Origin of the sequence: Microvirga zambiensis WSM3693 (assembly GCF_016735695.1) — a bacterium.
Taxonomy (GTDB): Bacteria; Pseudomonadota; Alphaproteobacteria; order Rhizobiales; family Beijerinckiaceae; genus Microvirga; species Microvirga zambiensis.
On sequence record NZ_JAERQD010000042.1, the window covers coordinates 1 to 24,618 of the forward strand.

Here is a 24,618-nt window from a genome sequence, read left to right on the forward strand (position 1 = left end):
CGCGTGACAGCCGCAGGGGGCAATTTTGGACGCCGATCCCCCACCTCAGAGGGTCAACATTGCATGCCGAAACACAGTCGGGCTCGCCGCGCCGGACATAGGATCCATTGTCGAAGATGCTGTCGCCAAGAAGAACAACATGGGTCATCGCTGTTAGCCTCATGCTCCAGATCGAGTCCCGGTGTCCTATGGCGAGAGCCCGGGGCAGAGCAGTCAGTCTGCCAGGTCAGTGGCCCGCCCTCAGGCGAGCCCCGGAAGACCTTTGCCGAGATGTGAGATCAGCCCGAAGACAAGCGCTTCATCCCAGTAATTGAGCGACCGGCCGAGCGGAAGCTCACGAGAGTGTAGAGCAAGGACAATGCAAGCTCCCGCCGCAAGAACTGCGATGTCGAAGAACAAATTTGGTCCTCCTGACGCGATCTGAATGCTGCAGATGAGCGAGAAAATAGCGAGCTTGAGCAAAAAGCGGGTGATCACATGCCATGAACAGGTCCGGGTACGTTGGCTGGCTGGTTCCATTTATCACCTGTCGACTAGACGGCAGGCCTGAGGCCACGATGAAGAAATCGCCGAGGTCCTCTGCCACGAGCACTTCATCCTCGACTACGAGCACAACCTCCTGCCGGCACCGCCCTTCGTTCTCTCGCAATGCCAACAAACAACCGCGCTCCGCCCATGTTCCCGCGGACTTGGCATTCCTGTTTCGACGAGAGCGGTGAGAGCGACAAGAAACCGAACCGGCGTTGACACGGACGCCCCCGCAAGCTCGCCTAGGCCAGTCTAACCGCCGGGAACACGAATTCCGACCGCTTCTGATCCACAAACGCTTCTGCATCGTTGTCCCACTGATGGCCCGGAGTCGTGGAGATCGTTCACTGGAGGAAACGGATGCCTATCTTCAAGCGTGAGTTGGCCTTTGCCGCGGATGGCCCGACGGAGAATGCGGGCGACTGGTGGCACCTGGTTCTCGATACCGACGCTCCGGGGCTGTATGTGGAGCACACATGGATCCATGCGAGCCCCCATCAGGATCGCCCGGCAGCGTGTGATATGCAGCGCTTTGGGATCAATGACTTTCTCACGCTGGCCGAGGGTCGGCCGGCTCAACCGATGCTGATGAGCGCACTCAGGGAAATGTTTCGCGACGCCGCATCCACATCCGAGTAGCGTCTTCGGCAAGCGACATCACGCTCAAACCCGTGGTGCCGCCTGCGTTCATTCGGCCGCCTCAAGGATCGAGGGCGCTGTCCAGTCAACCTCGCAGTCCCGGAAATAGCGCGAGATGGCGCTCTCGAAGGTTGGCAGGATCAGACCGCGTTCACTCGTCAGTGCCGTCAGCGGTGCAGCCTCCTCTACCAGTCGCGGTCCTGCCCGCCAGGACAGCTTGGCCTCGGCTGCGGCGCGCTCGGCCAGTTCGGCCCATGAGGTCATGCCCTGGTTTGCCAAGTGCCAGAGGCCCCGCTCGCCGTCGACAAGGAGATCAAGGGTGGCATGGACGAGATCAGGAACATAGGTGGGCGAGACAATGCCTTCGGCTGGATTGACACCCTGCCCAGCATGAAGGGCGCTCAGCACCCGGTAAACGAAGTTGGCCCGGTCCCACGGACCGAAAAAGGCGCTGGTGCGGATGACCAGAGCCTCGGGATGAGCGCTGGCGATGCGCTGCTCGGCTTCCGACTTGCTCTGCCCGTACACGCAGGCCGGGCAGACGGGATCGATCTCCCGGTAGGGACGCCCAAGTCGCCCATCGAAGACCCGGTCCGACGAGAAGGCGACCACCGGCAATCCGAGATGGGCGCAAGCCTGCGCAATGGCTTCGGCTCCAAGAGCATTGGCCCGGAAGCAGAGATCCCGCTCGCGGGCAGCATCCTCGACACGAACGTAGCCTGCCGCGTTGATCACGGCCCACGGACGATGCCGCGCGAGCGCGGTCTCGACCGACGCGGGATCGGCGATGTCCATCTCGCCACGCGTCAGGAGCACGTGATCAAGGCCGCGCCACTCGCACAGGCGCGCAAAGGCGCGCCCTAGGGTTCCGGTTGCCCCCGCAATCAGGATGGGACGGCGTGCCCGCGTCGCAGAACCCGCTTTTCGAGCAGGCGGCTGGTAGTGGCGGCCATCGCGCCGCCACCAGCCCGGCTGGTCAAGCACGGGATGCTCGAATGTGCCCGTTCTCGCTAAGGATTCGGCCACTTGGCTGATGGCCGTCCGGCGGGGCTCGTGACCACGGACGTCGAAGGCGCCGGGCTCGTAGGCGCCACTGCGCGCCACCAGGAGGGAGTTCCAGTCGACGGCCCCGAATAGGGACCATGTAGTCACTGCCCGGATGTCGTGGCCCGCGTCCCTGAGATCCTGAACGTCCTTCCAGACCTCCATCAGCCAGCGCACCTGCTCCTCGCGCGTGCAGCCGTGATGGGCCTCCGTCACCGCCATCGGGCTGCGATAGCGCTCCCAGACCTCCGCCAAGCGGGCCTTGACGCCAAGTTCCTCAGGCGGCAAATCCATCCGCACGGCTTCAACATCGGCATAGGCCTGCCGCCCATTGCCGCCATGGAAATGCTCGGGATAGTGGTCTAGCGCCTCGTCGAGGTAGCGTTCGCTCGTCGGGTAGTGGTTGATGCCGATGATGTCGGGCGCACCGTGTCCATCGCGGAAGAAATCCAGCTCCTTTTCATCGATGCCGTTGCGGAGGCAGATCTCGTACCACGGATGCGTGCGGTCCACGCGCCCGAACAGCAGGTCGAGGCTGAGCCAGCGGCGCTCGTTCTCATGATCCACTTGCTCGCGCAGCAGCGGCGTGCTGAAGGTCTTGCCCATATCCTCGGTCTGAACCAGCTGCGCGTGCGGCGTGATCCGACGGATGGCACGCATGGCGAGAACCGTCGCGCGGCATTCTGTGACGAGGCACCGCAGAAAGGTCTGATAGTCGCGTCCGTGCGGATACCAATGACCGTACAGTCCGCTGAAGCGGGCGGTGGTGAGTGGCTCATTCACAGGCGTGAACATATCCACCCAGGGATAGCGCATGGCGACACGCTCGGCGTGGCGGGCGAGAAGAGTGGGGAATGCAGGATCGATCAGGCTGGTGTAGCCAGGTCCGCTGCCATGATGGACAAGCCCGGCAATAGGCCGAATACCGAGGTCTCGCAGACGGGCGAAGCGCTCGTCGGTCCACTTCCAATCACAAATATCCGAACGATCCGGTGCGATGGACTCCCATATGACGGGATAGCGAAGGGTCCGGATGCCAAGGGCTGCGATGGCATCGAGGTCGGTCAGGCGCTGAGAGTGACCGGTCTCCTCGATCTGGTTGCGAAACTCGTCGCCGACCCGGACGACGGAACATTCAAGGCCACCCCAGAGGGCCAGCGGAGCGCAGTCTGCCATAATGTCTCTCCCCCTCAGGCAGGCCACGATGGACGCCATTGAACAGAGGCATTGTGAACAAGTAGTGCAATGGCTAAGTTCCCACGCAGAGGAACTTTAGCTGAAATTAAGTGTGTGAAGGCGATAACACTTTTGCTGAATAACGCTAAGTAATTAACATTTGTTATTTTGATCAGTACGCCCCAGAGGAATGTACAGATGCGCCGCTCTCTTCGCGCTCACACTGATCGACTCCACGAAGGCCGGCCATGCTTTACGATGCCCGATCCACAGCCCCCCAGATTGCTGCGGATCCAAACCAGTATGACAGAGGATCCCGGCCTTCACGCGCCTGCTGAATCCAGGCCGCATTATCGATTGGCAAGAAATGCGTGAGGATTCGATGCAGCGGCTTCCCTTCAAGGGAACATCAATGCTGGCGCGCTCATAAAGACAATCGTGCGGTGCGCTCCTAACAAAACCGCTTCTGCTGCGTTGTTATCCCGCCGCACTCAGACCATTGCCGTGTCGAGTGCCGTCACCACAGCAGGAGAGACGTCATGGATCGCCGCCTTGTCTTGGCAGGTTTGGCTGCCGCAATCACCGCCCCTGCGCTGGCGCAGACCAGCGGACCCGCAGCTACCAGACAGCCGGGTACCGCTGGCTCCGCCAGCGGTACCTCCGGCGCGGGCCGTACGAGCGGGCAGCAGATGAGTCAGGCCGACATGCAGCACATGCAGCAGACGATGCAACTGGGCATGGTCGCTCTCGAAACCAGCCGGATCGCGCAGCAGAAGACGCAGGATGCCGATCTGAAGAGATTTGCTACCTTCGAGGTGCAGGAGCAGACCACTCTTGCCGAGGTTCTTCACTCCATGATGGAGCCTGCCGCGACCTCGGCAACGGGATCGGCTGCTCAACCAAGTGCTGGATCAGGAACCGCCGCTCCAGCCATGCAGATCGATGCTCAAAGCAGGGAGATGATCCAGAAGCTTCAGAACACGCAATCCGGTGAGGCCTTCGATCGCCAGTATCTGCAGGGACAGGTAGAAGGGCACAAAGGTCTGTTGCAGGTGCAGACGCAATATCTGCAAAGCAATCCTCAGAACCGCGAACATGTGAACGTCGCGAAGTTAGCACGTGGCATGATCACCGAGCACATTGCCTTGCTGGAGGATATTCAACGCAAGATGAAGTGAGCCTTCTGAAGCGCGCGGCAAGACAGCTTGGCTTGCCGCACGCATTCGGGCGCTAGGCAAGTTACTCTATTGGGCGTCGTGCCAGTTCGGCGAGCCTTAGCGCGACCTCGGCAGCGGCGGATCCGAAACAGGTTTCCGCGGCGCCGGACCTTAAAATGAGACATGCATGGCCAGGGTTGCCTGGATCACGCGGTTGGGGGCGAGGTCTTCCTCGGGGACAAGGTCCAGCAGTTCCGCCAGCCGAGTGCGGGCCCGGTTCACGCGGCTCTTGATCGTTCCCAAGGTCGTGCCGCAAATGTTTGCCGCCTCCTCGTATGACACACCCTCCGCACCGACGAGCAGCAGAACCTCGCGTTGCTCGACACTGAGTTGGGCCAAGGCGGCTAGCATGTCGTTGAGATCCAGGCATGCGTCCTGCTCCGGCAAGACCGCCAGGCTCCCGGCCATGATGCCATCCGGGTCCTCGACCTCGCGACGGTATTTTCGTAATTCGCTGTAGTAGTTGTTGCGCAGAATGGTGAACAGCCAGGCCTGCATGCTCGTGCCGGGTTGAAACTTGTCGATATATTCGAGCCCACGCATCAGAGCCGACTGGACGAGATCGTCCGCATAGCCGACATCACCGGAAAGCGAGATGGCAAAAGCCCTCAAATGCGGGACGGCGACCAGCATCTGTTGGCGTAATGCGGGGTCAACCATGATCTACCCTCCCCTTTTGATCCAGTTCGTCCAAGATCTGGAGGAAGGCCTCCGGGATGGGCTCGGCCATCAGTTGAGAGTAATGGGCTCGCAGCCGTTCACCAAGGCAGAGGGCGACCCTCGGCGGAAAGCTTGGCTCACGGAGTTCCTTGCTTGTGGCCGCATGAGGTTCCTGGAGTTCTCCGGGCGTCTCCGATGGGCGACGGGGTACAGTCAGCAGCACGGGCACTCCTCTGGTCTTGAGAGCGATAATCCATTCCTAGAGGAGCGGTGCAGATCCGCAATTAACCTATGATCAGCTTGAGAGCACGGTTGGCCGCTGGCTGGATCCGAAGCAGAAACTCCAGCCACGATTCACGTGGGTGAATGAGCGGACACCTAATCAGGCACACGGTTACGTTTGATAGTGTTCGCGCGTCCACCGTGTTGGCGAGAGCCCCCGTTGGATATCCCGGCGACAGGGCTCTCTTCGTTCTATTGGATTGCCCGAGACCTGAGATGGTGAGTGATTATGAGTAACCCTTGTTGCATGATCGTTGAAGACCAGGCGCTCATCGGTATGTCGCTCGAAGCGTATCTGGAGGATGCTGGATTTTCCGTGGCCGGCCCATTCCCGTCCTGTACCGATGCCCTCCGGTGGCTGGAACACAACACACCGCAGATTGCCGTGTTGGATGTGTCGCTGCGGGACGGCACTGTCCTGCCGATTGCCCAGGCCTTGAAGAGGCGCAACACACCCTTTGCCGTCTATTCGGGCCTTCCGTTCACCGCTGGCCTGCCGGAGGAACTCAAAAGCGTGCCGTGGCTGGAGAAACCCGTTTCACGGGAAGAACTCGCCCGGACGCTGAGCCGCCTCCACCGAACCGAAGCTTGAATTGGCGACGTCACCGGTGCAGGAGGATCGATGTTTACCGTTGAAATCGGCGGCATCCCGATTGCCACGACGAACGCTGACGAAGCCCAGGCACAGGATGTCTTTGCAAGTGCGGAGTTCAGGCATGACCTGATGGCGATGACCAGCGGGGGCACGCCGTTGTGGGATGGGAAGGCGCCTTTGACTGTCCGGCCCGCCCTCCGGCATGAAGCCGAACTATTTAATGATCCCGGCCTGGACGAAAATGAGTTTGACGATGAGACGGAAGACGACAGCGTCTTCGTGGCCTTCCTTGTGCCGGTTGACCATAACCACGAGGAGATGGCGGCCATCCCGCCAGAGCTTCAGAGCTGATGGATAGCTCCTTTTGACGCTGTATCGCCTCAGTATCTGCTGGCAAGGATTTCTCCGTGGGCCCCGATCCAAGCTGCCCTCCTCGAAGCCGTTGAAGCTGCCCCGCGGCATCTCGACGTCGGGGATCACGACGTGAACGCCCGAGACCGCACTCAGGACCCGCAGCGTCTCGTCCGAATGCGCAGCTTTGATCACCTTGAAGCTGCCATCATCCAGCACATCAACGAAGGTCATCCAAACGAGCACCTCGTCTTCGACAACCAGAACGAGAGCACGCGCGTGGGATCCGGGCCAAGCATGCCCGATGAATGAGGGAGCAATGGTCTTTGTCCCTAAGGTCAGGATCAAAAGCTACGTCTCTTAAGTAGGCCTTGGTTAACCGGGGTCGCCCCGCTGGACCTTCATGCCAGAGCAGCCTCGCCATCGCCTTTTCCGGGAAGCGGAGGCCGGCAGCCATTACGCCGGGCCGAGACGTCCTGGAACCAGACCCAGCCGCCGGGCTTTTCCAGCCTTGCAGTAAGACAGCCTGGATGGGCCTTTGAGCAGGAGGCACGATGCCCAGGAGGAGCGACGGCCCGAGCCCTGAACTGAAGCGCATGCATGAGTACCAGCGTGCGCTCGCCGCCTTCGGCCGGACGGCCTCCGAGGTTCTGCCGCGTGAGAGGCTGTTGCACTACGTGACCGGCCAGGTCTCCCGTGTCACCCACATCAAGCACGTGAAGGTGCTGTGCTACCGGCCAGATCACGGCGATCTGCTGATGGTGGCAGGGGTGGGCTGGAAGCCCGGCATGGTGGGACAGACGACCTTCGCCCTCGATAATGCCTCACCTCCCGGGCGGACGATGCAGACTGCCGCTCCGGTGATTGTCGAGGACCTCCCGAACGATCCCGAGTTCCGCATGCACCCGAGCCTGCGCGACCATGGCATTGTCTCGCTCCTGAATGTGCCGGTGCGGATCGACGGGCGCACCTGGGGCGTGCTGGAGGTGGATGCGGAGGACTCGCGCACCTTCGACGAGGGCGACGTGACCTTCCTGACCACCATGGCCAACATCCTGGGCGTAGCCCTGCTGCGGCTGGACACCGAGACCAAGGCGGCCGAGGCGGCCGCAGGATATGCGCGGGAGAAGTCGTTTGCCGAGGTGGTCCTGCGCGAGTTCCAGCACCGGGTGAAGAACAACCTCCAGACCATCATCTCGTTTCTGGCCCTGCAACGGCGGCACGCCTCAACGCAGGAGGACCGGGACCGCTTCGTGAGCGTCATGGACCGGGTGCATGCGATTGCCCTGGCTCAGGATCAGCTCTCGTTCGAGGCAGGCATCAGCAACGTGGAGTTCGGCGATTACCTGCGGGCCCTGTGCGCCAACATCGACCCGCAGCGGGAGACGGTGCGCATCGAGGTTGAGGCCGAGCGAGGAGCACTGCTCCCCCTGGATCGAGCCGTGGCGGCGGGCCTGATCGTCAATGAGCTGGTCACCAACTCTCTCAAGTACGCCTTCGATGAAGACGGGGGCCTTATCCGGGTCAGTTTCACGACACGGTCCGAGCTCGGAGAGGCCAGCCTTGCGGTTGAGGACAACGGACGCGGAATGGGACCACCTCGCAAGGGCGGGCTCGGTCTTCAGCTCATCGACGCCTTCGCCAACCAGCTTGATGGGCAGGTGGAGCGGGAGCCAGTGGAGAAGGGTACGCGTACCTGTGTCAGGTTTCCTCTGCCGCTATGATGATCCACTGAGTTGGCTGACCATGTGAAGACAGTGGTTGGTCCATACAACGGGTCAAACTCGGCCATTAAGCACTGCCATGTGACGGTCGGCTTCACGCTCTCATTGCAGAAGTTCGGCTTCCGTCGGCCTCGTGCCAGAGGCGGACCTTCGATTGCAGGACTTTCTGCTAGGTCTTTGATATACTGGCCGGGCTTACAAAGGCGAACGACATTCAGAACTTCGAGAGGCTATCATGCTTCTCAGGCATGTCTTCCTTCTCGCTGTAAGTTGCCTCTCCTGCATGCCCTTGAGCTATGCTGCTGAACTGGTGAATTTCGAGAGCGCCGCTGTTCCACTGAGCGAATTCCAACAGAGGCGGGCACAGGCGAAAGGCGAGGTCCTCCAGCCCCCTCGTGGCGACGAGGTCCGAGCATACGTCGTCAAGCCTCCCGGCAACGGTCCGCATCCGGCTGTTATCTATCTCCATGACTGCGGTGGCTTGCCGCCCGAGGTGAAGACAAGCGAATTCGGCCCTCAAGGGAGCCTAGCTGAAACCTCACGCGAGGCATTCTGGACCAAGCGCCTTACGTCCTAGGGCTATGCGGTGCTGCTGGTGGATAGCTACGGCTCCCGCGGCACCAAGGACACCTGTACCGACCCGACCTTCGACGCCACTCGCGTTGCCTATACCTATGGAGCTCTCGCTTATGTCGCCAAGCAATCCTGGGCGGACCCGCAGCGTGTCGGCCTGCTGGGGTTCCAGACAGGCGATGTCTGGCGGATTCCTGCGCCTGCGGACACCACTGCCTTCATCGTCGGGCCTGAGCGGTTCAAGGCTGCGGTCGCCTTTGTCTATTCCCCACTTTGCGGCATGAAGTCCCGCATGGCGGCTCCAACCCTCGTCATCAATGGGATCTCTGCTCCCGATGCCGCTGAGAGATGCCCTCGTGTCACCGCGCAGCAGTCCGCAGGTGGAGCGCCCGCGGAAGAGAGGATGGCCCCCAACCTGTTCAAGAATTTCGAGCCCAACTCACCCATGCCGGACAAAACGACGTTCTCGGACTGGCTCAGGTCAGAACCCCAGAATGCCGAGATGGCGGCGGCTCAGGTGAGGAATTCCTCGCTCAGCATTTCAAGCCGTAGTCATTGAACGGGATCAAGGATGAACCAGGCCAACCTATTGAACATCCTTGTCGGGGATGACCAGATCAATGGCACAGCCATCTTTGACCCTCAGGGCCGGCGGATCGGCGTGCTCGAGCGGCTGTACCGGGAGGCGGAGGGCGGACACCTCAGCTATGCCGACGTTGCCGTGGGTGGCTTCCTCGGTTTCGGGACGCGCTGCTACGTGTTTCCGTGGGAGAACCTAGCCTTTGATCCTGTGCTGCATGGGTATCGCGTCAGCCAGGCCGAAATGGACCAGATCGCCCGCATCGACAAACCCTATGTTTCGCCCAAACGACTCCTTCACGGCAGATGGTAGGTATCAGTTTCGCTAGATACGGCATTCAAGGATGCTGCCGATGGCTTTCATCTGTGGACGGCGCACGGCGTGACAGGCTCTCCAATAGCGCCCTCGCTCTTTGCAGATCGTCGACGTCGGACCCCTCGGTGAACCAGCCATGGATGGGCGCCAGGAGGTCACGAGCTTCCATCTGCCGCCCGTGATCGCGCAGCATCTGGGCCAGATCGCAGGCGGCCCGGAGCGCCCACATCCCTGCCCCCTGCTCCTGCGCGACCTCCAGGGCCTTGCGGTAGCTATGTTCGGCCTGGTCCGTGCGCTGCATGCGCAGGAGCAATCCGGCGCGGATGCGGTGCAGTTCGGCGTCGAAGAACTGACTGCCCGTTTCCTCAGACCAAGCTAAGGACTCGCCAATGACCTGCAAACCCTCCTCAGGCACCCCCCGGCGGCCGTAGGCCCGCGCCAGCACGCCGTCGTGCAGCGGCCGTGCGAAGCCGGGCTGTGGGTGCCGGCGCTTGTACTCCATCTGCTCCGGGTCATCGTGCAGGGCCACTGCCACGAGGCGCTCACGCAGGGCCACCTGATGCCGCAGCCCGGACAGGCCCCACTCCGTGGCAAGCGCCATGGTCGCCTCATTAGCCTTTCGAACGCCGTCCCAATCATCCATGAGCTCTGCCAAGTGACCCGACAGGTGAACCGCGTGAGCGGTGCTCAGGTGATGCCCGCCGCGATAGCCGAGAGCGACGGCATCAGCCGCCGCCCGACGGGCCCGGTCTGGGTACCCACGGACCCAGAGCACGCATCCGCCGATCACCAGCAGGTGCGGTCCGGGATCGTCAAATTGCTCGATCAGGGCCGCAGGCCAGGGATCCTCCTTGTACAGGCGCATCCCTCGCTCGAAGTGCTCCTGCGCCTCCACGAACTTCCCGAGCTTGTAGCGGGCGTTCAGCAGCGTCTTGTGGCCATCGACTTGGAGAATGCGATCCTTCCGGGCATCCCCCAGCGCTAGGAGTTCGACACCGAGCCGCTCGGCCGTGCGCAGCTCCGCCTTGTTCACATGGAAGAAGAAGAGCCCGACCAGGATGGGGTGCATCAGCCCCTCATCGCCCAACGCCATGCAGAGGTCGCGTGCCCGGTACAGCGCCTTTCCGACCTCGGGCGCCGAATAGCCTCTGGCGCTAATGGCCGAGTTTCCCAGGCGCACCTGCAACCGCAGTTCGTGCCGGTCACGCAGCGCCGGGTCGGCGATGAGGCTGACCATCTCGAGACCCCGAATGCAGTGCGCGATCGCCTCCTGGTGAGCCTGCCGGCGGGCGGCGGCATCCGCGGCACGCTGCCAGTAGACGACCGCCCGGTCCGGCAGGCGCGCCTCGCTCAGGTGGTGGGCGACGAGTTCGGGCTGGCGGGCAACCACATCGGGGTAGCCTCGCCCGAGAACCTCCGCCACTCGTGCATGCAGCTCCTGCCGGCGACTCTTGAGCAGGCTCTCGTAAGCGGCGTCGCGCACCAGCGCGTGCTTGAACGTGTAGGCTGCTCCGGGGGGTGTGCCACGCATGGAGACCAGCCCGGCCGAGATGAGCTGCCGGAGCGCGGCACGCAGCCTGGGTTCGCCCTGCGGGTTGATGTCGGCCAGTATATCGTAGGCGAACTCGCGACCAATCACGGAGGCCTGCTGGGCCACGGACTTCGCGGCCGGGACCCTGTCCAAGCGCGCCATGAGGCTATCGTGCAACGTGGCCGGGACAGCGCCGGATTCGCGCTCGAGCACGGCCTGGGTTAGCTCCTCGACAAAGAGCGGCACGCCGTCGGTTCGCTCGAGGATCTGGAAGAGCACGTCCGTCGGCAGTTCCGCGCTCCCTGCAACCGCTTCCGCGAGTTCGGTGGTGTGGCGCTGCGACAGGCCGGCAAGTGGGATCACCGTGACGTTCGATCGCGCGCGCCAGCCGGGCGAGAACTCCGGCCGGGCGGTGATCAGCAACAGGACACGCTCGGAAGCCGCGCGGCCGACCAGTCGGTCCAACACCTCAAGGGTCGTCGGATCGGCCCAGTGGACGTCCTCGACCAACAGGAGGAGTGACTGCCGCCGGGCGAGACCAAGCAGATATCCGATCAACGCCTCCATCGTCAGCTCCCGCTGCTGTCCTGGATCGTATGGCGACGGCCCGTAACGATCATCTGTGGGGAGCAAGAGCATCGCGGCGAACACAGGCGCAACCGTCAGGACGTCGTCCGTCGCCTGAGCCAGGAGGGTCTCCAGCTTCACCAGCCGCTCGCCGGGCGTATCGTCCTGCCGGAACCCGGCATCCCGTTCGATCCGCTCGACGAACGGATGCAGGGGAGAATTACTGAAAAAGGGCGAGCACTGGCACTGCACGTCGTTGTGGGGCTCTGGCCGCACCTGGTCGCGGAACTCGCGCGCGACCCGCGATTTGCCAATCCCGGCCTCACCGGACAGCAACGCCACCCGCCCGTCTCCACCCCTGACCCGCTCCCACCTCTGTGCGAGCACCCGAAGCTCGTCCGTTCGCCCGATCAAGGGCGTGTCCGCGATCCTCTGGGCTTCAAAGCGGCTCTCGACGGCGCGAGGGCCGAGCACCTGCCAGAGCCCGACAGGGGCAGCAAAGCCCTTCAGATGTTGGGGGCCGAGATCGTCGAGGTAAAAGCCGCTGCCGAGCAGGCGCCGGGTCGCCGGCGCGATGACCACCGCGCCCGGCGCCGCAAAGGTCTGGAGCCGCGCGGCAAGATTGGGGGTCTCGCCGACCACACTCCGTTCCTGAGACGGACCGGCACCGATGAGGTCGCCCACCACCACCAGGCCCGTGGCGATACCGACCCGGACGCGCAACGGATTCACGCCGGGCGGAACCGGGACACGGGCCACCTCCTTGGCCAGGGCCAGACCAGCGCGGACGGCCCTGACGGCATCATCCTCGTGAGCCTGCGGATAGCCGAAATACGCGAGCACCCCGTCGCCCATGTACTTCGCCACAAAGCCCTCGCACTCGGTAACGGTTCCAGAGCAGGCTTCATGATAAGTGCTGAGGACGGCGCGGTATTCCTCGGGGTCCAGAGTGGTTGCGAGGGTGGTCGACTCGACAAGGTCGCAGAACATCACCGTCAGTTGCCGCCGCTCCGCTTCCACACCCATGTTGGCAGGGTTCGCCAGCGAGCGATCGAGGTGTGAAATGGCGTCGAGGAGTTTCCGGCGATGCCCGACCGCATGGACGCCGAGCTCCTTCAGGTCTTCACCAGTGAGCCGCGGCAGGATGTCTGCATCCACGGCATTGTCGCGGAACGCCTGCTCGTACTGCGCCAGCCCGAGGCTCCGTAGCCACTGCGCAACATCCACGTCCTGTCTCCCGCCGAGAGGCCGCAGCTTGCCGCGAGGATACACCGAGGCCGCTCATGCAGCGAGCGCCATCATAGGAGGTCATCAGATGATAGGGCGTTACGCTGAAGCGGTTGGAGGTGGGGCTGGGCGGGCGATGCCCGACTTCCTTTACATAAGCCCACTACGGAACGTCTCTTTAGGGTCATCCAGGGAAATTACAGATCTTCCAGGAAAGTATGCTGTACCTTTGTCGAGCCGACATTCAGTCTACTTCGCAAATGTGCCAGGAAGAGACATTCTCGGTTTTTAGAGGAAGTTCGCCGAAGGCCCTGTGTGGACGCTTGAGAGCATCAGAGGCTGCGACCATCCCTTCGGTGAGCGGTTGCTTTTGGCAGGGCTGTCGCTGGCGGCTTAGAGAGTTACCAGAGCCTCAAAAGGAGGGGCCCCTCGATTGCCGCCTCAGAGCGATCTCGTGCGGTCTCTATCGGCTCCTCCTCGGCCTGATTTCCTCTGCCTCAAGCCCGTGATCGTCCGGACCGCCAGTGCGCCCCTGATATTCTCGGATCTCATAGGGCTTGTACTGCCACCGTCCGGTGCTTCAATAGCAGTCGGGGATAACGGAGCCCTGTCATGGACCAGCCTTCTCGCGGCATCCTGCCCATCGTCGGCTCGATCGCGTTTCTCTTCGCCGCGCCGGGTCTGCTTGGCGTCTTCATCCCATGGTACACCACCGGGTGGCGCATGGAGGCGCCGCTGCTCGGGTTTGAGCCGGCGCGCTGGCTCGGCGGCGCTCTGATCCTCGTCGGCGCCACGGTCCTGCTCGATTCCTTTGCCCGCTTCGCGTGGCAGGGCCGCGGCACGCCGGCGCCGATCTATCCCACCACGACGCTGGTGGTCTCGGGCGCTTACCGCTACGTGCGCAATCCGATGTACCTCGCAGTCATGGCGCTGATCGCCGGCCAGGGGCTGCTGCTTGGCATCCTGCCAGTGCTGATCTACGCCCTGGCGTTTGGCGTCGTCACCCACCTCTTCGTGCTGGTCTACGAGGAACCGACATTGCGCAGCGCCTTCGGCGCGCAGTACGAGGCCTATGCCGCCGAGGTGCGCCGCTGGCTGCCGCGACTGACGCCGTGGCGGGGTGCAGTCTCTTCGCGCCCTACTCCGCCGGCTTAAGGACACTTGGGTGAAACCTTCACCTTCTAGTCACTCGCCTCCAAGCCACTCATGGATGCCAATGCGGCCAATGCGGACCCTCAATCGCCAGTCCGGGAAGTGCCGCTGCCGACCTAAAGTGATTGTGCTAACGGCCGTGTTCCTGGTGGCCGACAGGAGTTTGGGGACAAGTCCGAAACCATGATATTCTAACCTCAGCATGGCTTTGCCCATGCTGGCGCTCGCCACCCTGCGGTTTGGCTTAACCGGCCAAAGCGCCTGTCGGCAGGCCCGAGGTGGCGTGAACAGAATGTGTTCCTAGAACTCATGGAGGTCGTGGCCATGAGAAGATCGTCAAAGGGATTGGCCGTCCTGCTAACAGCAGGTGGATCGATCTTCCCACTCACGGGCTTCTCCCAGGAAGCAATCATCATCGCCCGACACAGCGACCCGCCTCCGGTATTGCGCATCGACGAGATCCGCGATGACACGCCGCTCTCCGAGTCCGGTCGACAGCGCGCCATGATGCTGGCCGGACGCCTGAAGGACAGTGGCATCTCCGCAATCTACGTCAGTGAGGCTTTGCGAACGGCCCAGACCGCCGAACCTTTGGCCCAGTTGCTCGGCCTTCAGAGCCAGGTTCATCTGGGTGACGATGTCGAGGGGTTGGTCAAGCGACTCCACTCCGACAACCAGGGCAAGAGAGTTCTCGTCGTCGGACACTGGAGCACAATCCCAGCAATCCTGAAGGCCCTCGGCCATCCGCAGGATGTTGCCATCGAGCGGAGCGCCTACGACAACCTTTTCATCGTCGTGCCGCAAGGGGAGCAGGCTCCGCCCACGGTAGTGCGTCTGCACTATTGATACCTGCTAAATCCGGCACCATCGAGAGGATCGCCGCATGCGGCCATCGCTCGCGAGAGAATTGAATACGCCTCGTCCTCACGAGCCAAATTCCTTGCCGCACCGTCTGCCGATCCGCTTAGCGCTGGCAGGCATCTCCGCCGTGGCCATCGCCGTCACCGCCGCGGCCCTCATCCTTGTGCTCGAAAGCGGGCGCCAGAATACCTCGGCGTTGGTTAGGAATCGCAGCGAACGCATCCTCGCTGCCGTGGTCGAGCGTATCCGCATGCATCTTGAGCCTGCTCGCGACCAATCCCGCTTCTTGGCTCACATGGTTGCAGACGGGACGTTGAACCCGCGCGACGAGCCCAGCTCCGTTGGTCATCTGTCGGCAGCTTTGGCAGGAACCCCGCAGGTTGCAACCCTCGCCATCATCCGAACCGATCTCCGGCAGGTACGGGTCGAGCGACAAGGTGACACCGTCGTCACACGCTCGATCAGCATGCGGACCGTTCCGGGATTGCGCGATGCGTTCGATGAGGCTCGACGCGCCGGACAGCCGCTGTGGGGTGAACTGCTGTGGAGTGAACGGCTGAACCAGCCCCTGGTGAACATTCGTACTCCTCTTTGGCATGGGGACGACTTCGTCGGGATCCTGCTGAGTGGCGTCACGGTCGCGGAGCTGTCGACCTTTGTGATCGATGAGCCACCTAGTCCGGGCGCTGCCACTTTCATCCTGCACGGACATGAGCTTGTCCTTGCCCACTCTGCACTCGCTCACACTCCTTCACTGTTCAAGCCGGATCACCCTCTCCCGCGGCTTGCCGAGCTCGGAGACCAAATTCTTGCATCGATCTGGGGTCAACATCACGACGAGGAAGTGGTCACTTCTGTCCTCGGATCGCGCGGCGGCCATGCCGTCGATGTAAACGGGACCGCCTATGTGTTCCTCTACCGCGAGCTCACCGGGTATAGCGAACAGCCTTGGCTGATCGGTCGCTACATGCCACTGGCCGATCTCACGGGCGAGGTCGTTCGGCTCGAGCGAGCTGCCTGGCTTGGTTTCCTGGCTGTACTGGCCGCAGTCGGCGGTGCTTGGTTCATGGGGCATGCCGTCGCCCGTCCGATCCTGCGCCTGGCACAAGCAACTGCCGCGATCCGAGATCTCGACCTCGAAGCCGCGCGCCCACTCGGCAGGAGCAGGTTGCGGGAGGTCGACGAGGCCATCGGTGCTTACAATGCTCTTCTCGTAACCCTGCATTGGTTCGAAAGGTACGTTCCGCAGAACTTGGTGAAGCGCTTGATGGCACAGGCAGATGAGAAGCTGGCTCCAGAGGAACGCGTTGTCACAGTCCTCTTTACGGATGTCGTCGGGTTCACGGGCCTTGCTGAGCGTCTGACGGCTCCCGAAACGGCAGCGTTCCTCAATAGGCATTTCAGCCTCTTGGCTGTCTGTGTGGAAGCCGAGCATGGGACCATCGACAAGTTCATCGGCGACTCCCTGATGGCTTTCTGGGGAGCACCGGATGATCAACCGGACCAAGCTGAACGAGCCTGCCAGGCGGCGCGAGCGATGGCAGCAGCAATCACGGCCGACAATCACCATCGGCGGGAGCGAGGCTTGGAGCCGGTCCGGATCCGCATCGGCCTCCATACAGGCGTTGCCATCGTCGGTAACATCGGCGCACTTGGACGCATCAACTACACGATCGTCGGGGATGCCGTGAACATGGCGCAGCGCATCGAAGATGTCGCTAAGGAGCTTATGGCTGAGGACGATGAGGTGATCGTGCTTGCGAGCGAGGCCGCACTTGGGGCCGCAAGTGGATCCGTCGTGGCACAGGCGGTGCACCGTTACACCTTGCGCGGCCGCCGAGACGCGACGACCGTCGTCCGCCTGCTCTGACGGAATATGGCTTGAGAGAGGATGCACTTTTCGTAGTGAATGTCCGCATGGGACAGCCAGCGACGTCCCCGGACGTTGAGGAAGGTCTGGATCGGCGAGGATTGCTGCCCTCGGGCTTATGTCGCGGGAGTGCCGATTTTGTTGATTTAGTCGGGCAGATGGAGCGATGACGGTCTGCACCGAGCTTTTCAGAGCTGCGGGATGGCTGTGCTCGCCTTGTCGCTCCGGCTCTGGAGCCAGGTTTGGACTGGTTGGAGGCGCATCATCATGCTCCTGCCCTGGCGAAGATGGGCATGGGCCGCAACTTGGCGAGCCGTCTCAGGTTCTGAGCCGTGGCTGCGAGCAGGAACTCGTCGCTGGCTCCACTTGGGCCGCGTAGCCTCAGACGTGCCAGCTTCAAGATCCGCTTGAGGTGAGCAAACAGCATCTCGATCTTCTTGCGCTCATGACGAGAGCGCTCGAAGGCGGGCGTGCCGGCCAAAGCACGAGCCACATCGCGGGCGTCTTCATTCTGGTTGCGCGGGATCCGACGGCGGAGTGTGTTGGGGCAGCAGCGCACCTTCAGATCACAGCTCTGACAGTCGGATTGCTTGGCCCGGTAGAACCGAACACCAGCCTTGGTGATCCCAGTGCGGGGAACGGCGAAGCTGCGCCGGTACTGTACGAGCTGCTTGCCGTCCGGACAGGTGTAGTGATCCTCGTCAGGATCAAACACGAAGTCGGCGCGTGAGAACGTGCCGTCACTACGCTCTGCCTTGTCGATGACCGGGATGTGGGGCGCGATCTTCTTTTCCTTGACCAGCCAGGCAAGGGTGTCAGCCGAGCCATAGGCGCTGTCGGCTGCCAGATGCTGCGGCTTGAGGCCGAAGCGCTCAGCCGTGCGCTCGAGCATCGTGCGGGCAGCTCCGACCTCCGCCTGCCGGATGGCACGCGTCGCCTCCACGTCGAGAATTACCGCGTGCCGGGTATCGATGAGGTAGTTCGTGGCATAGGCAAAGAAGGCCGGGCCCCGCATGGCGCCAGTCCATTGCGCCGCCGGATCAGAGGGCGAGACGAACTTCGGCTCAACGTCGGTGGCTGCACCCCAGGCGGCTTCGTCGAGGGTGGCGAGATACTCTTTGACCGCTCGATGAGCATCGGCACTATGGTCCTGAGCCCTCCACTCGTCGCCCGGGATCGAGCGTTGCTTGTTGGCGTCAGCCGCAATCAGGCTGGCGTCCACCGCAAAGCCTTCGCCACCCACTAGCCCCTCCGCCAGGCAGCGCTCGACCACCGTCTCGAACAGATGGCGCAGGATATCGCTTTGGCGGAAGCGGCCGTGGCGATTGCGTGAGAAGGTGGAGTGATCGGGCACCTTGCCATCGAGGCCCAGGCGGCAGAACCAGCGGTAGGCCAGGTTGAGGTGGACCTCCTCGCACAGGCGCCGCTCAGAGCGCAGGCCCATGCAATAACCAACAATGAGCATGCGCATCATGAGCTCGGGATCAACAGACGGGAGTCCGATGGAGCTGTAGAAGGGCTTCAGGGCCGTGCGGACGCTCTCCAGGTCAAGAAAGCGGTCGATGCGGCGCAGCAAATGATCGGCTGGGACATGGTCGTCGAGGCAGAAGTCGTAGAAGAGCCGCGCCGGAGCCACTTGCATGCCCATCATCGTCCTGCCCTCCGCAAAACCGACAAGAGGATGGAATCACGCCACCATGGCTCAATCAATGCCCGACTAAATCAACAATATCTGCCAATAAGCGACCTTCCGAGTACATGCTGAACAATCATCGCAGCAGAGATGCAATGTCGCTGAACGCTGTTGATAACAACGGAGCTACGCGCTACGCCACAGGGGCATCGACCGTACACACAACTCCTGTCGGCACAAAGGCGATCTCGACCTGACCATCGAGATCCTGCGCCAGGCTGCGCTCGATCAGACGCGAGCCGAAGCCGCGCCGATGCGGCGCCTTCACTGGCGGACCGCCACTTTCCGTCCAGCGCAGGCTCAGCCGGGGTGGCGCAGCCCCGTTCTGCACCGTCCACGAGACCTCAACGATGCCGACCTTGTTCGACAATGCCCCGTACTTGACCGCGTTGGTGGCCAGTTCATGCAATGCCATGGCCAGCGCCAACGACATGCGCGGGGTAAGCCGCACATGGGGGCCAGCAATGTGGAGTCGGTTCTCGTTCGAAGTCTGGTACGGCTCAAGGGCTTTGGTGACGACCTCGATGAGGTCAGCTCCCTCCCAGCTCTCGCGCGTGAGCACATCGTGCGCCCGTGACAGGGCGAGCAACCGCATCTGGACTGCCTCTTTCGCATCCTCCGGTGTGACGTTCGTGCGCAGGGTCTGCATCACGATCGACTGCACTGTGGCAAGCGTGTTCTTCACGCGGTGGTTCAGTTCGCCAATGAGTAACTGCTGATGCTCGGCGGCACGCCTGCTCTGGTCGAGCGCGGCCGTCAGGCGCTTCTCCGCCGTATGCATTTCCGCCAGGCGGGCGCGAGCCTCGTATTGCCGCTCCCGCCCACGCAGGGCGGTGCGGGCCACGCTGACCAGAGTGCCGGCATGGAAGGGACGCTCCAGGAAGGTCACGTTACCGAGGATCTCGGTGAGACGCGCCAAGGCGGGATTGCGCTCGACCCCGCCCCCACGGTGGGTCAGCAGCACGAAGGCAAAGTCGGACCAGGCGGGTTGGTCCGCCAGCCAGCGGGACAGATCCGTCAGGTCGGCGGTGCGGAAAGTCTCGTCGGTAATCAGCGCGAAGCCCGCCCCCCGTTCAAGCTCCTGAGCCAGGGCCGGCAGGGTCGGGCAGATTTCAGCCATGATCCCGACGGAGTGCAGAATGTCAGCGGCGACCGCGGCATCCCGCCCACGGGGTGCCAGGATCAGAGCCCGCGTCGCATACGGTTGAAACAACGGGCTCATGCTCAGCGGTCTTCGAGCAGGGAGGCGCGCTCCTCGTTTGCCATCACCGGCACACCGCGCAACACGCCCTGGAAGCCCTTGAGCGGCTCGCCGACGGCAATGCCTCGGCTGTCGATCCGGATCTCGCGGATGGTGCTCTCATGCGAGCCGAAGCGCTTCTTGACGATGGACAAGGCCCGCCGCACCTGACCGAAGGCCTCGAAGTAGCGAAGCAGGATCACCGTGTCGGCGAGATAGGTGACATCGACCGGAGACTTCATGTCGCCGACGAGCCCATGCTGGGCCACGAGCAGGAAGGTCGAGGCGCCCTGCCGGTTCAGGTATTGCAGCAGTTCATGCATGTGCAGCACCAGGAACTCCTCTTCCCGCATGGCGGCCTGGTAGCCGTTGAGGCTGTCGATCACGATCGTCTTGACGCCATGTCGATCGACCCGCGTCCGCACCCGGTGCGTGAACTCGCCCGGCGAGAGCTCGGCGGCATCGACCTGCTCGATGAACAGATTGCCGGCAGCACACATCGCCTCCAGGTCGAGGCCCATCAGTTTGGTGCGGTCGAGCAGGAGGCCGAGTTCCTCGTCGAAGAGGAACAACGCCGCCTTCTCGCCCCTCTCGACGGCAGAGACGGCGAACTGGAGTGCGAGAAGCGACTTGCCGGTGCCGGCAGGTCCCATCACCAGAGTGCTGGAGCCCTGCTCAATACCGCCGCCGAGCAGGTTGTCGAGTTCCGCAATACCGCTGGTCAGCACGTTGCGGGCAAAGCCTGTCTTGTGTTCGCCCGAGATCAAGCGCGGAAACACCTGAACCCCACCCTCGATGATGGTGAAGTCATGGAAACCACCGCGGAAGCGCTGGCCCCGGTACTTGATCACCCGTAGGCGGCGGCGTTCGGCGCCATAGACAGGCGTCATCTCCTCGAGCCGAATGACCCCATGGGCGAGGCTGTGGACAGTCTTGTCATTGGTGTCGGTGGTCAGATCGTCCAGCATCAGGACGGTGGCGCCCTGCTTGGCGAAGTAGTGCTTCATCGCCAGGATCTGGCGGCGATAACGTAGCGAACTTTGGGCCAGCAGCCGGATCTCGGACAGGCTGTCGAGCACGATCCGCACTGGCTTGGCCCGGTCGATGGCCTCGAACACCGCCTTGGTGGTCTCGCCGAGTTCGAGATCAGACGAGTAGAGCAGGCTCTGCTGGTGCTCGTCGTCGAGCAGGCTTTCGGGCGGCACGAGCTCGAACACGTGGATGGCATCGTCCAACACCCACCCATGCGAGGCAGCGCCCTCGCGCAATTCCTGCTCGGTCTCGGACAGGGTGATGTAGAGTCCCGTCTCGCCCGCTTTCGCGCCTTCGAGCAGGAACTGGAGCGCGATGGTGGTCTTGCCGGTTCCGGGGCTGCCCTCCAGGAGATAAACGTGGCCCGGAGAGAGGCCACCGGCGAGAATGTCATCGAGCCCTTCTACCCCGATCTGCGCTTTGGGCAGGGACTTGGATTGAACGGTCATGCGGAAGTCCGATCTCGGCCCGAATGGCCGGAGGCAGGGCGTGAGTTGGGATCAGCATCAATACACCGGCCAGGGCCTGCTCGGCATGCCAGAGATCATAGCGTTGCTGGAGATCGAGCCAGAACCGCGGAGCGGTTCCCGACAGTCGAGCCAGGCGGGTGGCCATCTCGGGGCTGACCGCGGCCGTACCGGCAAGAACGCGGTGGAGGGTCTGACGGGCGACGTGAAGCTCCCGGGCCGCCTGGCTCACGGAGAGTCCGAGGCCGGGCAGAACCTGATCCCGCAGCATGCCACCTGGATGGAGTGGGGTCTGCGAGCAGGTGTCGCGGGTTGTAGCCATGATCCTGCTCTCGGTGTGGCTGATTGTAGCGTTATGGGTGACACTCTTCTGAAAGCAAGAGGATGAACCAAACAAGCGATTTGCCCTGATCAACCTTCTGGAGGGGTCCTGCCATCGGGAATGCTTCGTTTCCAACCATGACCTGACCTTCGGCCTACTCCCGCGGTGTGCCATAGGGAGACATTCCGGGCTCACGGCAGCCCACACGCCGATCCACGGCTGCTGACAGGGAGGCAGACCTTGATCATTGTCATTGCCGCGGGCAGCCAGGCGGTAGAGCGGCGAACAAGCGGCGCGGGAGCATCAGAACCCCTATGACAGCGGTGTTCCTGGAGACGCTTCCTTGAAACAGCGGCAAAGGTGCTTCTCGCAGCCGAACTCGTCTTCAATCAGGACCTGCGACGCCTTTCGCTCGGCGCAGCGGGTCTCCACCATCTCCCAGACCAGCGTCTCGGCCGAGGAGCGTTTCGCGAAGCCGCCGACAAACTCATCGTCACGATAAATCAGCCAGCCGAGATGGCCGCCTACGATCTTGTAGGTGGCGTGAGTTTGCGGCCAGGATGGTGCAAGCAGTTCGGAGAACGGCAGGCGGAAAACGATCTCACCCAGCTCGTCCTCGACCTCGATGGCATAGTTCCGAGCATCGTAGCCGTGGGACTCGAATACAAGTTTGAGGGTTTGAGCAGACCTTACCACCGCGCTCCAGGCGGTCTCCGCATCCGGGTAGTCGAGGCCGGACTCGTCGTAACCGATACGTCCGTCTTTGCAGCGAATGTGAAGGTAGAAGCGTGGCATGGCATCTCTCACAGTTGACTGGTGGACAACGGACAGAACTCTGCCCGAGACGATCTCAGGACTTGCCCGGCCTGGCGGCGGGGATATCCAGGTGATTTTCCTCCTGAGCCTCGAAGACCTCGCGCGCGTAGTCCTCGAGCAGTTCGGCGCACCGCTCCAGGCGCTGCCCGGCCTCGGCCCGCAAGCGGGCATCGAAGAAGTCGAGGCGGACGATCTTGTCGAGCCAGGCCCGCAGCTTGGCGAGATCCTCCTCGTTCTCCTCGACCTCGGCATAGGTGAACTTGCCCTTGCCGCGCTCGCGCGCGATCTCGGCCTCGAAGTCGTCGCAGCGGCTGATGAACTCGGCATAGGCCTCGTTGCGGTCGGCCGAGGACCGCGCCACCACCCTCCTGGCCATGATCGAGGCCAACGGCTACCAGGAGCAAGGCCTCGCCGTCCATGGCGGCGATGTCGTTCTCAAGCACCTTCAGGCGGCGCACGTGCTCGTCGGTCCGCGGCAACAGACAGACGCCGCCCTGGAGATAGACGGCTCCGAGCGCCTTGAGCTTGCGCCAGAGCGCGATCCGGTGTTTCGCCGGCTCGGGTGGCACCTTGTAGGTCAGGAGGAGCCAGGAGCGATCGCTGGCGGCTCGCGCCGCGACGCGCGCCGGATCCTGCGCTGCCACGGCCCCGTTGCGGCGGGTGCCGGGTTTCGGCCGACGTCGGCCCTGGGGACCCGTCATCGCCCTCGCCTTCCGCCGGGATCGGGGGGAATCACGTCGAGCACGCTCCCCGTCCAGCCGTCGATGGTGACGGTGCGGGACACGTTGTCATCCATGACCTGCACGGTGAAGCGAGGACGTTCGCCGTCGTCGAAGAGATCGGTGCGGACCGAAGCCGCGGTGCCGTCGGTTTCCCTCTCCGCCTCGGTCACGGCCGCGCCCAGCGGCAGGCTGAAGCGTAGCGCCCGCCAGTAGCGGGTCACCTCGGATGCCTGCATCAGGCGCTCGATCATGCCTTGCTGGTCGATTGTCACGCTTCCCGGCTGCGCGGGATCCACTGACGCATTGGCGAAATGGTCCTCGGTCACGATGCGGACCCGATACCCCACACTGGCCTGCCCCATGCGGGTGATCCGGGTGTGATGTTAATTCAGCGTTGGTCTGGGCGCCAGCTTGGAGGCAGACCAGATGAGCTGGGTGAAACATCCGTGGCCAAGCTTGGCTCCGCTGTAGCGATGGCTACCAGTGAGGAGATCAGCTGTAGCAGCCCAGGAAGGATACGCCAGGGCAACCGGGGTGCTGACCGACGCGTTCTACTCCAGACTTGCTAGGGAGGAAGATCATGGCCAACGAAAAGCCCGTCACCGTTCATCCCGACAAGCCGAAGCTCAATCCTGGTGATCAAGCCGAGCCTGGCACACCCGGAGCAGGCGAGAACATCTGCCGAGAATGCCAGGGCAGCGGAAAGCTCGGAGAGAAGGACTGCCCGATCTGCGGCGGCACCGGCGTGGTCATCGAGGAAATCGGCGGCGGATAGGATGTCCAGTCACACGTCCGCCATCAGGTCGAACGCAGTCCTGTCGCACGCTTGTCGCACGCTTGCCGCTCATGGCGCGACCCCCGTTGAGCAGCAGATGAAAGAACTGCCCATGGCGAAAAGCAAAACCAAGGTCCCCAAGACAGTTGCTGGCGTGAAGGTGCCGAAGGCCCTGCGCAAGTCCGGATGGCTCGATCCGCTGCTGGCCGATCCGCAGCTGCGGGAGATCCTGGCCGACGCACTGATCGCCGCAGCCGGAGCGGCCGCAACAGCCCAGGTGAACGAGCGGCCAAGCATGCGGCAGGTCGCCGACGCCGGCGAGGCCGCTCTCGGGGCCAGCGAAGAAGCGGGCTCAGCTGCGCGGGACCTGGTGCAGGACGCCGCCAGTGCGACCGCCGGCGTGATCACCGACGCCGCCAAGGCGATCCTGCCAGCCTCGCTAACCAGCTCCGAAGTGCCTGTGAGAGACCGAAAACGCCGGACCTGAAGTCCAGGTACTCCAAGACGACGCCCAATGGCGACGGACAACACCGGCTCGTCGCCGCCGCCGGATCAAAGACCTGACCGTGAGTGACGTGTTGTAATCCGTTTAGGCTCATCCCACCTGTGGGCCATTCAGCCCTCACAACCAGAGCCTGCCGATGCCCGAAAGTTGCGAA

At 62.9% G+C, this 24,618-nt stretch carries 25 protein-coding genes and 1 pseudogene; 12 read left to right on the forward strand and 14 right to left on the reverse strand.

Going from position 1 to position 24,618, the window contains the following annotated elements:
- Positions 1-240: 240 nt before the first annotated feature.
- Positions 241-519, reverse strand: a complete 279-nt coding sequence (locus JKL46_RS24630; RefSeq protein WP_201838357.1) for a hypothetical protein — start codon at positions 517-519, stop codon at positions 241-243.
- A gap of 369 nt (positions 520-888) precedes the next feature.
- Between JKL46_RS24630 and JKL46_RS24635 the strand changes: the two genes are divergently transcribed.
- Positions 889-1,167, forward strand: coding sequence for a hypothetical protein (locus tag JKL46_RS24635; protein ID WP_201838359.1), 279 nt, complete (start codon positions 889-891; stop codon positions 1,165-1,167).
- Between the two features lie 48 nt (positions 1,168-1,215).
- Here the strand turns inward: JKL46_RS24635 and JKL46_RS24640 are convergent, their stop codons facing one another.
- Entirely contained in the window at positions 1,216-3,387 is a 2,172-nt protein-coding gene (locus JKL46_RS24640) for an SDR family oxidoreductase (RefSeq protein ID WP_201838361.1), read from the reverse strand.
- Positions 3,388-3,926: 539 nt separating this feature from the next.
- On the opposite strand from JKL46_RS24640, the gene JKL46_RS24645 reads away from it, so the two are divergent.
- Complete coding sequence (locus tag JKL46_RS24645) at positions 3,927-4,565, forward strand: DUF4142 domain-containing protein (RefSeq protein ID WP_201838363.1); 639 nt, start codon at positions 3,927-3,929, stop codon at positions 4,563-4,565.
- 150 nt (positions 4,566-4,715) lie between these two features.
- On the opposite strand, the gene JKL46_RS24650 is transcribed toward JKL46_RS24645, so the two are convergent.
- Together JKL46_RS24650 and JKL46_RS36925 are read right to left on the reverse strand one after the other, a co-directional pair.
- The gene (locus JKL46_RS24650) at positions 4,716-5,264 is read right to left on the reverse strand and encodes a sigma-70 family RNA polymerase sigma factor (RefSeq protein WP_210381457.1); all 549 of its coding nucleotides are present in this window, start codon (positions 5,262-5,264) and stop codon (positions 4,716-4,718) included.
- The gene (locus tag JKL46_RS36925; protein WP_201838432.1) at positions 5,257-5,334 is read right to left on the reverse strand and encodes a hypothetical protein; all 78 of its coding nucleotides are present in this window, start codon (positions 5,332-5,334) and stop codon (positions 5,257-5,259) included. The genes JKL46_RS24650 and JKL46_RS36925 overlap by 8 nt, the downstream gene beginning before the upstream one ends.
- Before the next feature lie 459 nt (positions 5,335-5,793).
- Between JKL46_RS36925 and JKL46_RS24660 the strand changes: the two genes are divergently transcribed.
- The 3 genes from JKL46_RS24660 (at position 5,794) to JKL46_RS24670 (ending at position 8,216) form a co-directional block, all read left to right on the forward strand.
- Positions 5,794-6,138, forward strand: a complete 345-nt coding sequence (locus JKL46_RS24660; RefSeq protein WP_246529499.1) for a response regulator — start codon at positions 5,794-5,796, stop codon at positions 6,136-6,138.
- Positions 6,139-6,168: 30 nt separating this feature from the next.
- Positions 6,169-6,492, forward strand: coding sequence for a hypothetical protein (locus JKL46_RS24665; RefSeq protein ID WP_201838365.1), 324 nt, complete (start codon positions 6,169-6,171; stop codon positions 6,490-6,492).
- A gap of 554 nt (positions 6,493-7,046) precedes the next feature.
- Positions 7,047-8,216 carry a sensor histidine kinase gene (locus JKL46_RS24670; RefSeq protein ID WP_201838366.1) on the forward strand — a complete coding sequence of 390 codons (1,170 nt, stop codon included), beginning with the start codon at positions 7,047-7,049 and terminating at the stop codon, positions 8,214-8,216.
- A gap of 214 nt (positions 8,217-8,430) precedes the next feature.
- Here the strand turns inward: JKL46_RS24670 and JKL46_RS24675 are convergent, their stop codons facing one another.
- Complete coding sequence (locus JKL46_RS24675; protein WP_201838367.1) at positions 8,431-8,664, reverse strand: hypothetical protein; 234 nt, start codon at positions 8,662-8,664, stop codon at positions 8,431-8,433.
- 138 nt (positions 8,665-8,802) lie between these two features.
- Here JKL46_RS24675 and JKL46_RS24680 point away from each other — a divergent pair, with 138 nt between their 5' ends.
- Complete coding sequence (locus JKL46_RS24680) at positions 8,803-9,348, forward strand: dienelactone hydrolase family protein (RefSeq protein WP_201838368.1); 546 nt, start codon at positions 8,803-8,805, stop codon at positions 9,346-9,348.
- A gap of 12 nt (positions 9,349-9,360) precedes the next feature.
- Complete coding sequence (locus tag JKL46_RS24685) at positions 9,361-9,681, forward strand: PRC-barrel domain-containing protein (protein WP_201838372.1); 321 nt, start codon at positions 9,361-9,363, stop codon at positions 9,679-9,681.
- 25 nt (positions 9,682-9,706) lie between these two features.
- On the opposite strand, the gene JKL46_RS24690 is transcribed toward JKL46_RS24685, so the two are convergent.
- Complete coding sequence (locus JKL46_RS24690; protein WP_201838382.1) at positions 9,707-13,009, reverse strand: AAA family ATPase; 3,303 nt, start codon at positions 13,007-13,009, stop codon at positions 9,707-9,709.
- 612 nt (positions 13,010-13,621) lie between these two features.
- On the opposite strand from JKL46_RS24690, the gene JKL46_RS24695 reads away from it, so the two are divergent.
- The 3 genes from JKL46_RS24695 to JKL46_RS36620 all read left to right on the forward strand — a co-directional run bounded on the left by JKL46_RS24695 (position 13,622) and on the right by JKL46_RS36620 (position 16,892).
- Positions 13,622-14,164 (forward strand): methyltransferase family protein, encoded by a 543-nt coding sequence (locus JKL46_RS24695; RefSeq protein ID WP_201838384.1) that lies wholly within the window; start codon positions 13,622-13,624, stop codon positions 14,162-14,164.
- 321 nt (positions 14,165-14,485) lie between these two features.
- Positions 14,486-15,007: a SixA phosphatase family protein gene (locus tag JKL46_RS24700; RefSeq protein WP_201838386.1), complete on the forward strand. Its 522-nt coding sequence runs from the start codon at positions 14,486-14,488 to the stop codon at positions 15,005-15,007.
- Between the two features lie 142 nt (positions 15,008-15,149).
- Entirely contained in the window at positions 15,150-16,892 is a 1,743-nt protein-coding gene (locus tag JKL46_RS36620) for an adenylate/guanylate cyclase domain-containing protein (protein ID WP_343074110.1), read from the forward strand.
- Positions 16,893-17,157: 265 nt separating this feature from the next.
- Here the strand turns inward: JKL46_RS36620 and JKL46_RS24710 are convergent, their stop codons facing one another.
- The 8 genes and pseudogenes from JKL46_RS24710 to JKL46_RS24740 form a co-directional block, all read right to left on the reverse strand.
- Entirely contained in the window at positions 17,158-18,543 is a 1,386-nt protein-coding gene (locus JKL46_RS24710) for an IS1182 family transposase (RefSeq protein WP_201838389.1), read from the reverse strand.
- Between the two features lie 175 nt (positions 18,544-18,718).
- Positions 18,719-19,807: a sensor histidine kinase gene (locus tag JKL46_RS24715; protein WP_201838390.1), complete on the reverse strand. Its 1,089-nt coding sequence runs from the start codon at positions 19,805-19,807 to the stop codon at positions 18,719-18,721.
- A 2-nt stretch (positions 19,808-19,809) separates the two neighbouring features.
- Complete coding sequence (locus JKL46_RS24720) at positions 19,810-21,306, reverse strand: ATPase domain-containing protein (protein ID WP_201838391.1); 1,497 nt, start codon at positions 21,304-21,306, stop codon at positions 19,810-19,812.
- Entirely contained in the window at positions 21,248-21,646 is a 399-nt protein-coding gene (locus JKL46_RS24725) for a HigA family addiction module antitoxin (RefSeq protein ID WP_201838392.1), read from the reverse strand. Before JKL46_RS24725 ends, JKL46_RS24720 begins: the two co-directional genes overlap by 59 nt.
- Before the next feature lie 312 nt (positions 21,647-21,958).
- Positions 21,959-22,441 carry a DUF6894 family protein gene (locus JKL46_RS24730; protein WP_201838395.1) on the reverse strand — a complete coding sequence of 161 codons (483 nt, stop codon included), beginning with the start codon at positions 22,439-22,441 and terminating at the stop codon, positions 21,959-21,961.
- 55 nt (positions 22,442-22,496) lie between these two features.
- Positions 22,497-22,823, reverse strand: a complete 327-nt coding sequence (locus tag JKL46_RS36625) for a Chromate resistance protein ChrB (protein WP_343074111.1) — start codon at positions 22,821-22,823, stop codon at positions 22,497-22,499.
- 73 nt (positions 22,824-22,896) lie between these two features.
- Positions 22,897-23,163: pseudogene (locus JKL46_RS36630) on the reverse strand (hypothetical protein); the annotation flags it as partial.
- Positions 23,160-23,546: a PepSY domain-containing protein gene (locus tag JKL46_RS24740; protein ID WP_201838397.1), complete on the reverse strand. Its 387-nt coding sequence runs from the start codon at positions 23,544-23,546 to the stop codon at positions 23,160-23,162. The gene JKL46_RS24740 and the pseudogene JKL46_RS36630, both read right to left, overlap by 4 nt.
- Positions 23,547-23,764: 218 nt before the next feature.
- Here JKL46_RS24740 and JKL46_RS24745 point away from each other — a divergent pair, with 218 nt between their 5' ends.
- Both JKL46_RS24745 and JKL46_RS24750 read left to right on the forward strand, forming a co-directional pair.
- On the forward strand, positions 23,765-23,959 hold the full coding sequence (locus tag JKL46_RS24745; RefSeq protein WP_201838399.1) for a hypothetical protein: 195 nt from the start codon (positions 23,765-23,767) through the stop codon (positions 23,957-23,959).
- Between the two features lie 97 nt (positions 23,960-24,056).
- On the forward strand, positions 24,057-24,446 hold the full coding sequence (locus JKL46_RS24750) for a hypothetical protein (RefSeq protein WP_201838401.1): 390 nt from the start codon (positions 24,057-24,059) through the stop codon (positions 24,444-24,446).
- Positions 24,447-24,618 lie beyond the last annotated feature (172 nt).

What these genes read in the sequence shown, in the direction of transcription:
- JKL46_RS24740 (WP_201838397.1), bottom strand. Translation starts at nt 23,546, where the DNA reads ATGGGGCAGGCCAGTGTGGGGTATCGGGTCCGCATCGTGACCGAGGAC.
- JKL46_RS24650 (WP_210381457.1), bottom strand. Translation starts at nt 5,264, where the DNA reads ATGGTTGACCCCGCATTACGCCAACAGATGCTGGTCGCCGTCCCGCAT.
- JKL46_RS24710 (WP_201838389.1), bottom strand. Translation starts at nt 18,543, where the DNA reads ATGATGGGCATGCAAGTGGCTCCGGCGCGGCTCTTCTACGACTTCTGC.
- JKL46_RS24630 (WP_201838357.1), bottom strand. Translation starts at nt 519, where the DNA reads ATGGAACCAGCCAGCCAACGTACCCGGACCTGTTCATGGCATGTGATC.
- JKL46_RS24675 (WP_201838367.1), bottom strand. Translation starts at nt 8,664, where the DNA reads ATGCGGACCGTTGCCGGGAGGCTTGACGACGTATGCTCGGACCTCGTC.
- JKL46_RS36925 (WP_201838432.1), bottom strand. Translation starts at nt 5,334, where the DNA reads ATGGCCGAGCCCATCCCGGAGGCCTTCCTCCAGATCTTGGACGAACTG.
- JKL46_RS24635 (WP_201838359.1), top strand. Translation starts at nt 889, where the DNA reads ATGCCTATCTTCAAGCGTGAGTTGGCCTTTGCCGCGGATGGCCCGACG.
- JKL46_RS24715 (WP_201838390.1), bottom strand. Translation starts at nt 19,807, where the DNA reads ATGAGCCCGTTGTTTCAACCGTATGCGACGCGGGCTCTGATCCTGGCA.
- JKL46_RS24670 (WP_201838366.1), top strand. Translation starts at nt 7,047, where the DNA reads ATGCCCAGGAGGAGCGACGGCCCGAGCCCTGAACTGAAGCGCATGCAT.
- JKL46_RS24750 (WP_201838401.1), top strand. Translation starts at nt 24,057, where the DNA reads ATGAAAGAACTGCCCATGGCGAAAAGCAAAACCAAGGTCCCCAAGACA.
- JKL46_RS24745 (WP_201838399.1), top strand. Translation starts at nt 23,765, where the DNA reads ATGGCCAACGAAAAGCCCGTCACCGTTCATCCCGACAAGCCGAAGCTC.
- JKL46_RS24725 (WP_201838392.1), bottom strand. Translation starts at nt 21,646, where the DNA reads ATGGCTACAACCCGCGACACCTGCTCGCAGACCCCACTCCATCCAGGT.
- JKL46_RS24685 (WP_201838372.1), top strand. Translation starts at nt 9,361, where the DNA reads ATGAACCAGGCCAACCTATTGAACATCCTTGTCGGGGATGACCAGATC.
- JKL46_RS24645 (WP_201838363.1), top strand. Translation starts at nt 3,927, where the DNA reads ATGGATCGCCGCCTTGTCTTGGCAGGTTTGGCTGCCGCAATCACCGCC.
- JKL46_RS24660 (WP_246529499.1), top strand. Translation starts at nt 5,794, where the DNA reads ATGATCGTTGAAGACCAGGCGCTCATCGGTATGTCGCTCGAAGCGTAT.
- JKL46_RS24720 (WP_201838391.1), bottom strand. Translation starts at nt 21,306, where the DNA reads ATGACCGTTCAATCCAAGTCCCTGCCCAAAGCGCAGATCGGGGTAGAA.
- JKL46_RS24640 (WP_201838361.1), bottom strand. Translation starts at nt 3,387, where the DNA reads ATGGCAGACTGCGCTCCGCTGGCCCTCTGGGGTGGCCTTGAATGTTCC.
- JKL46_RS24695 (WP_201838384.1), top strand. Translation starts at nt 13,622, where the DNA reads ATGGACCAGCCTTCTCGCGGCATCCTGCCCATCGTCGGCTCGATCGCG.
- JKL46_RS24730 (WP_201838395.1), bottom strand. Translation starts at nt 22,441, where the DNA reads ATGCCACGCTTCTACCTTCACATTCGCTGCAAAGACGGACGTATCGGT.
- JKL46_RS24700 (WP_201838386.1), top strand. Translation starts at nt 14,486, where the DNA reads ATGAGAAGATCGTCAAAGGGATTGGCCGTCCTGCTAACAGCAGGTGGA.
- JKL46_RS24665 (WP_201838365.1), top strand. Translation starts at nt 6,169, where the DNA reads ATGTTTACCGTTGAAATCGGCGGCATCCCGATTGCCACGACGAACGCT.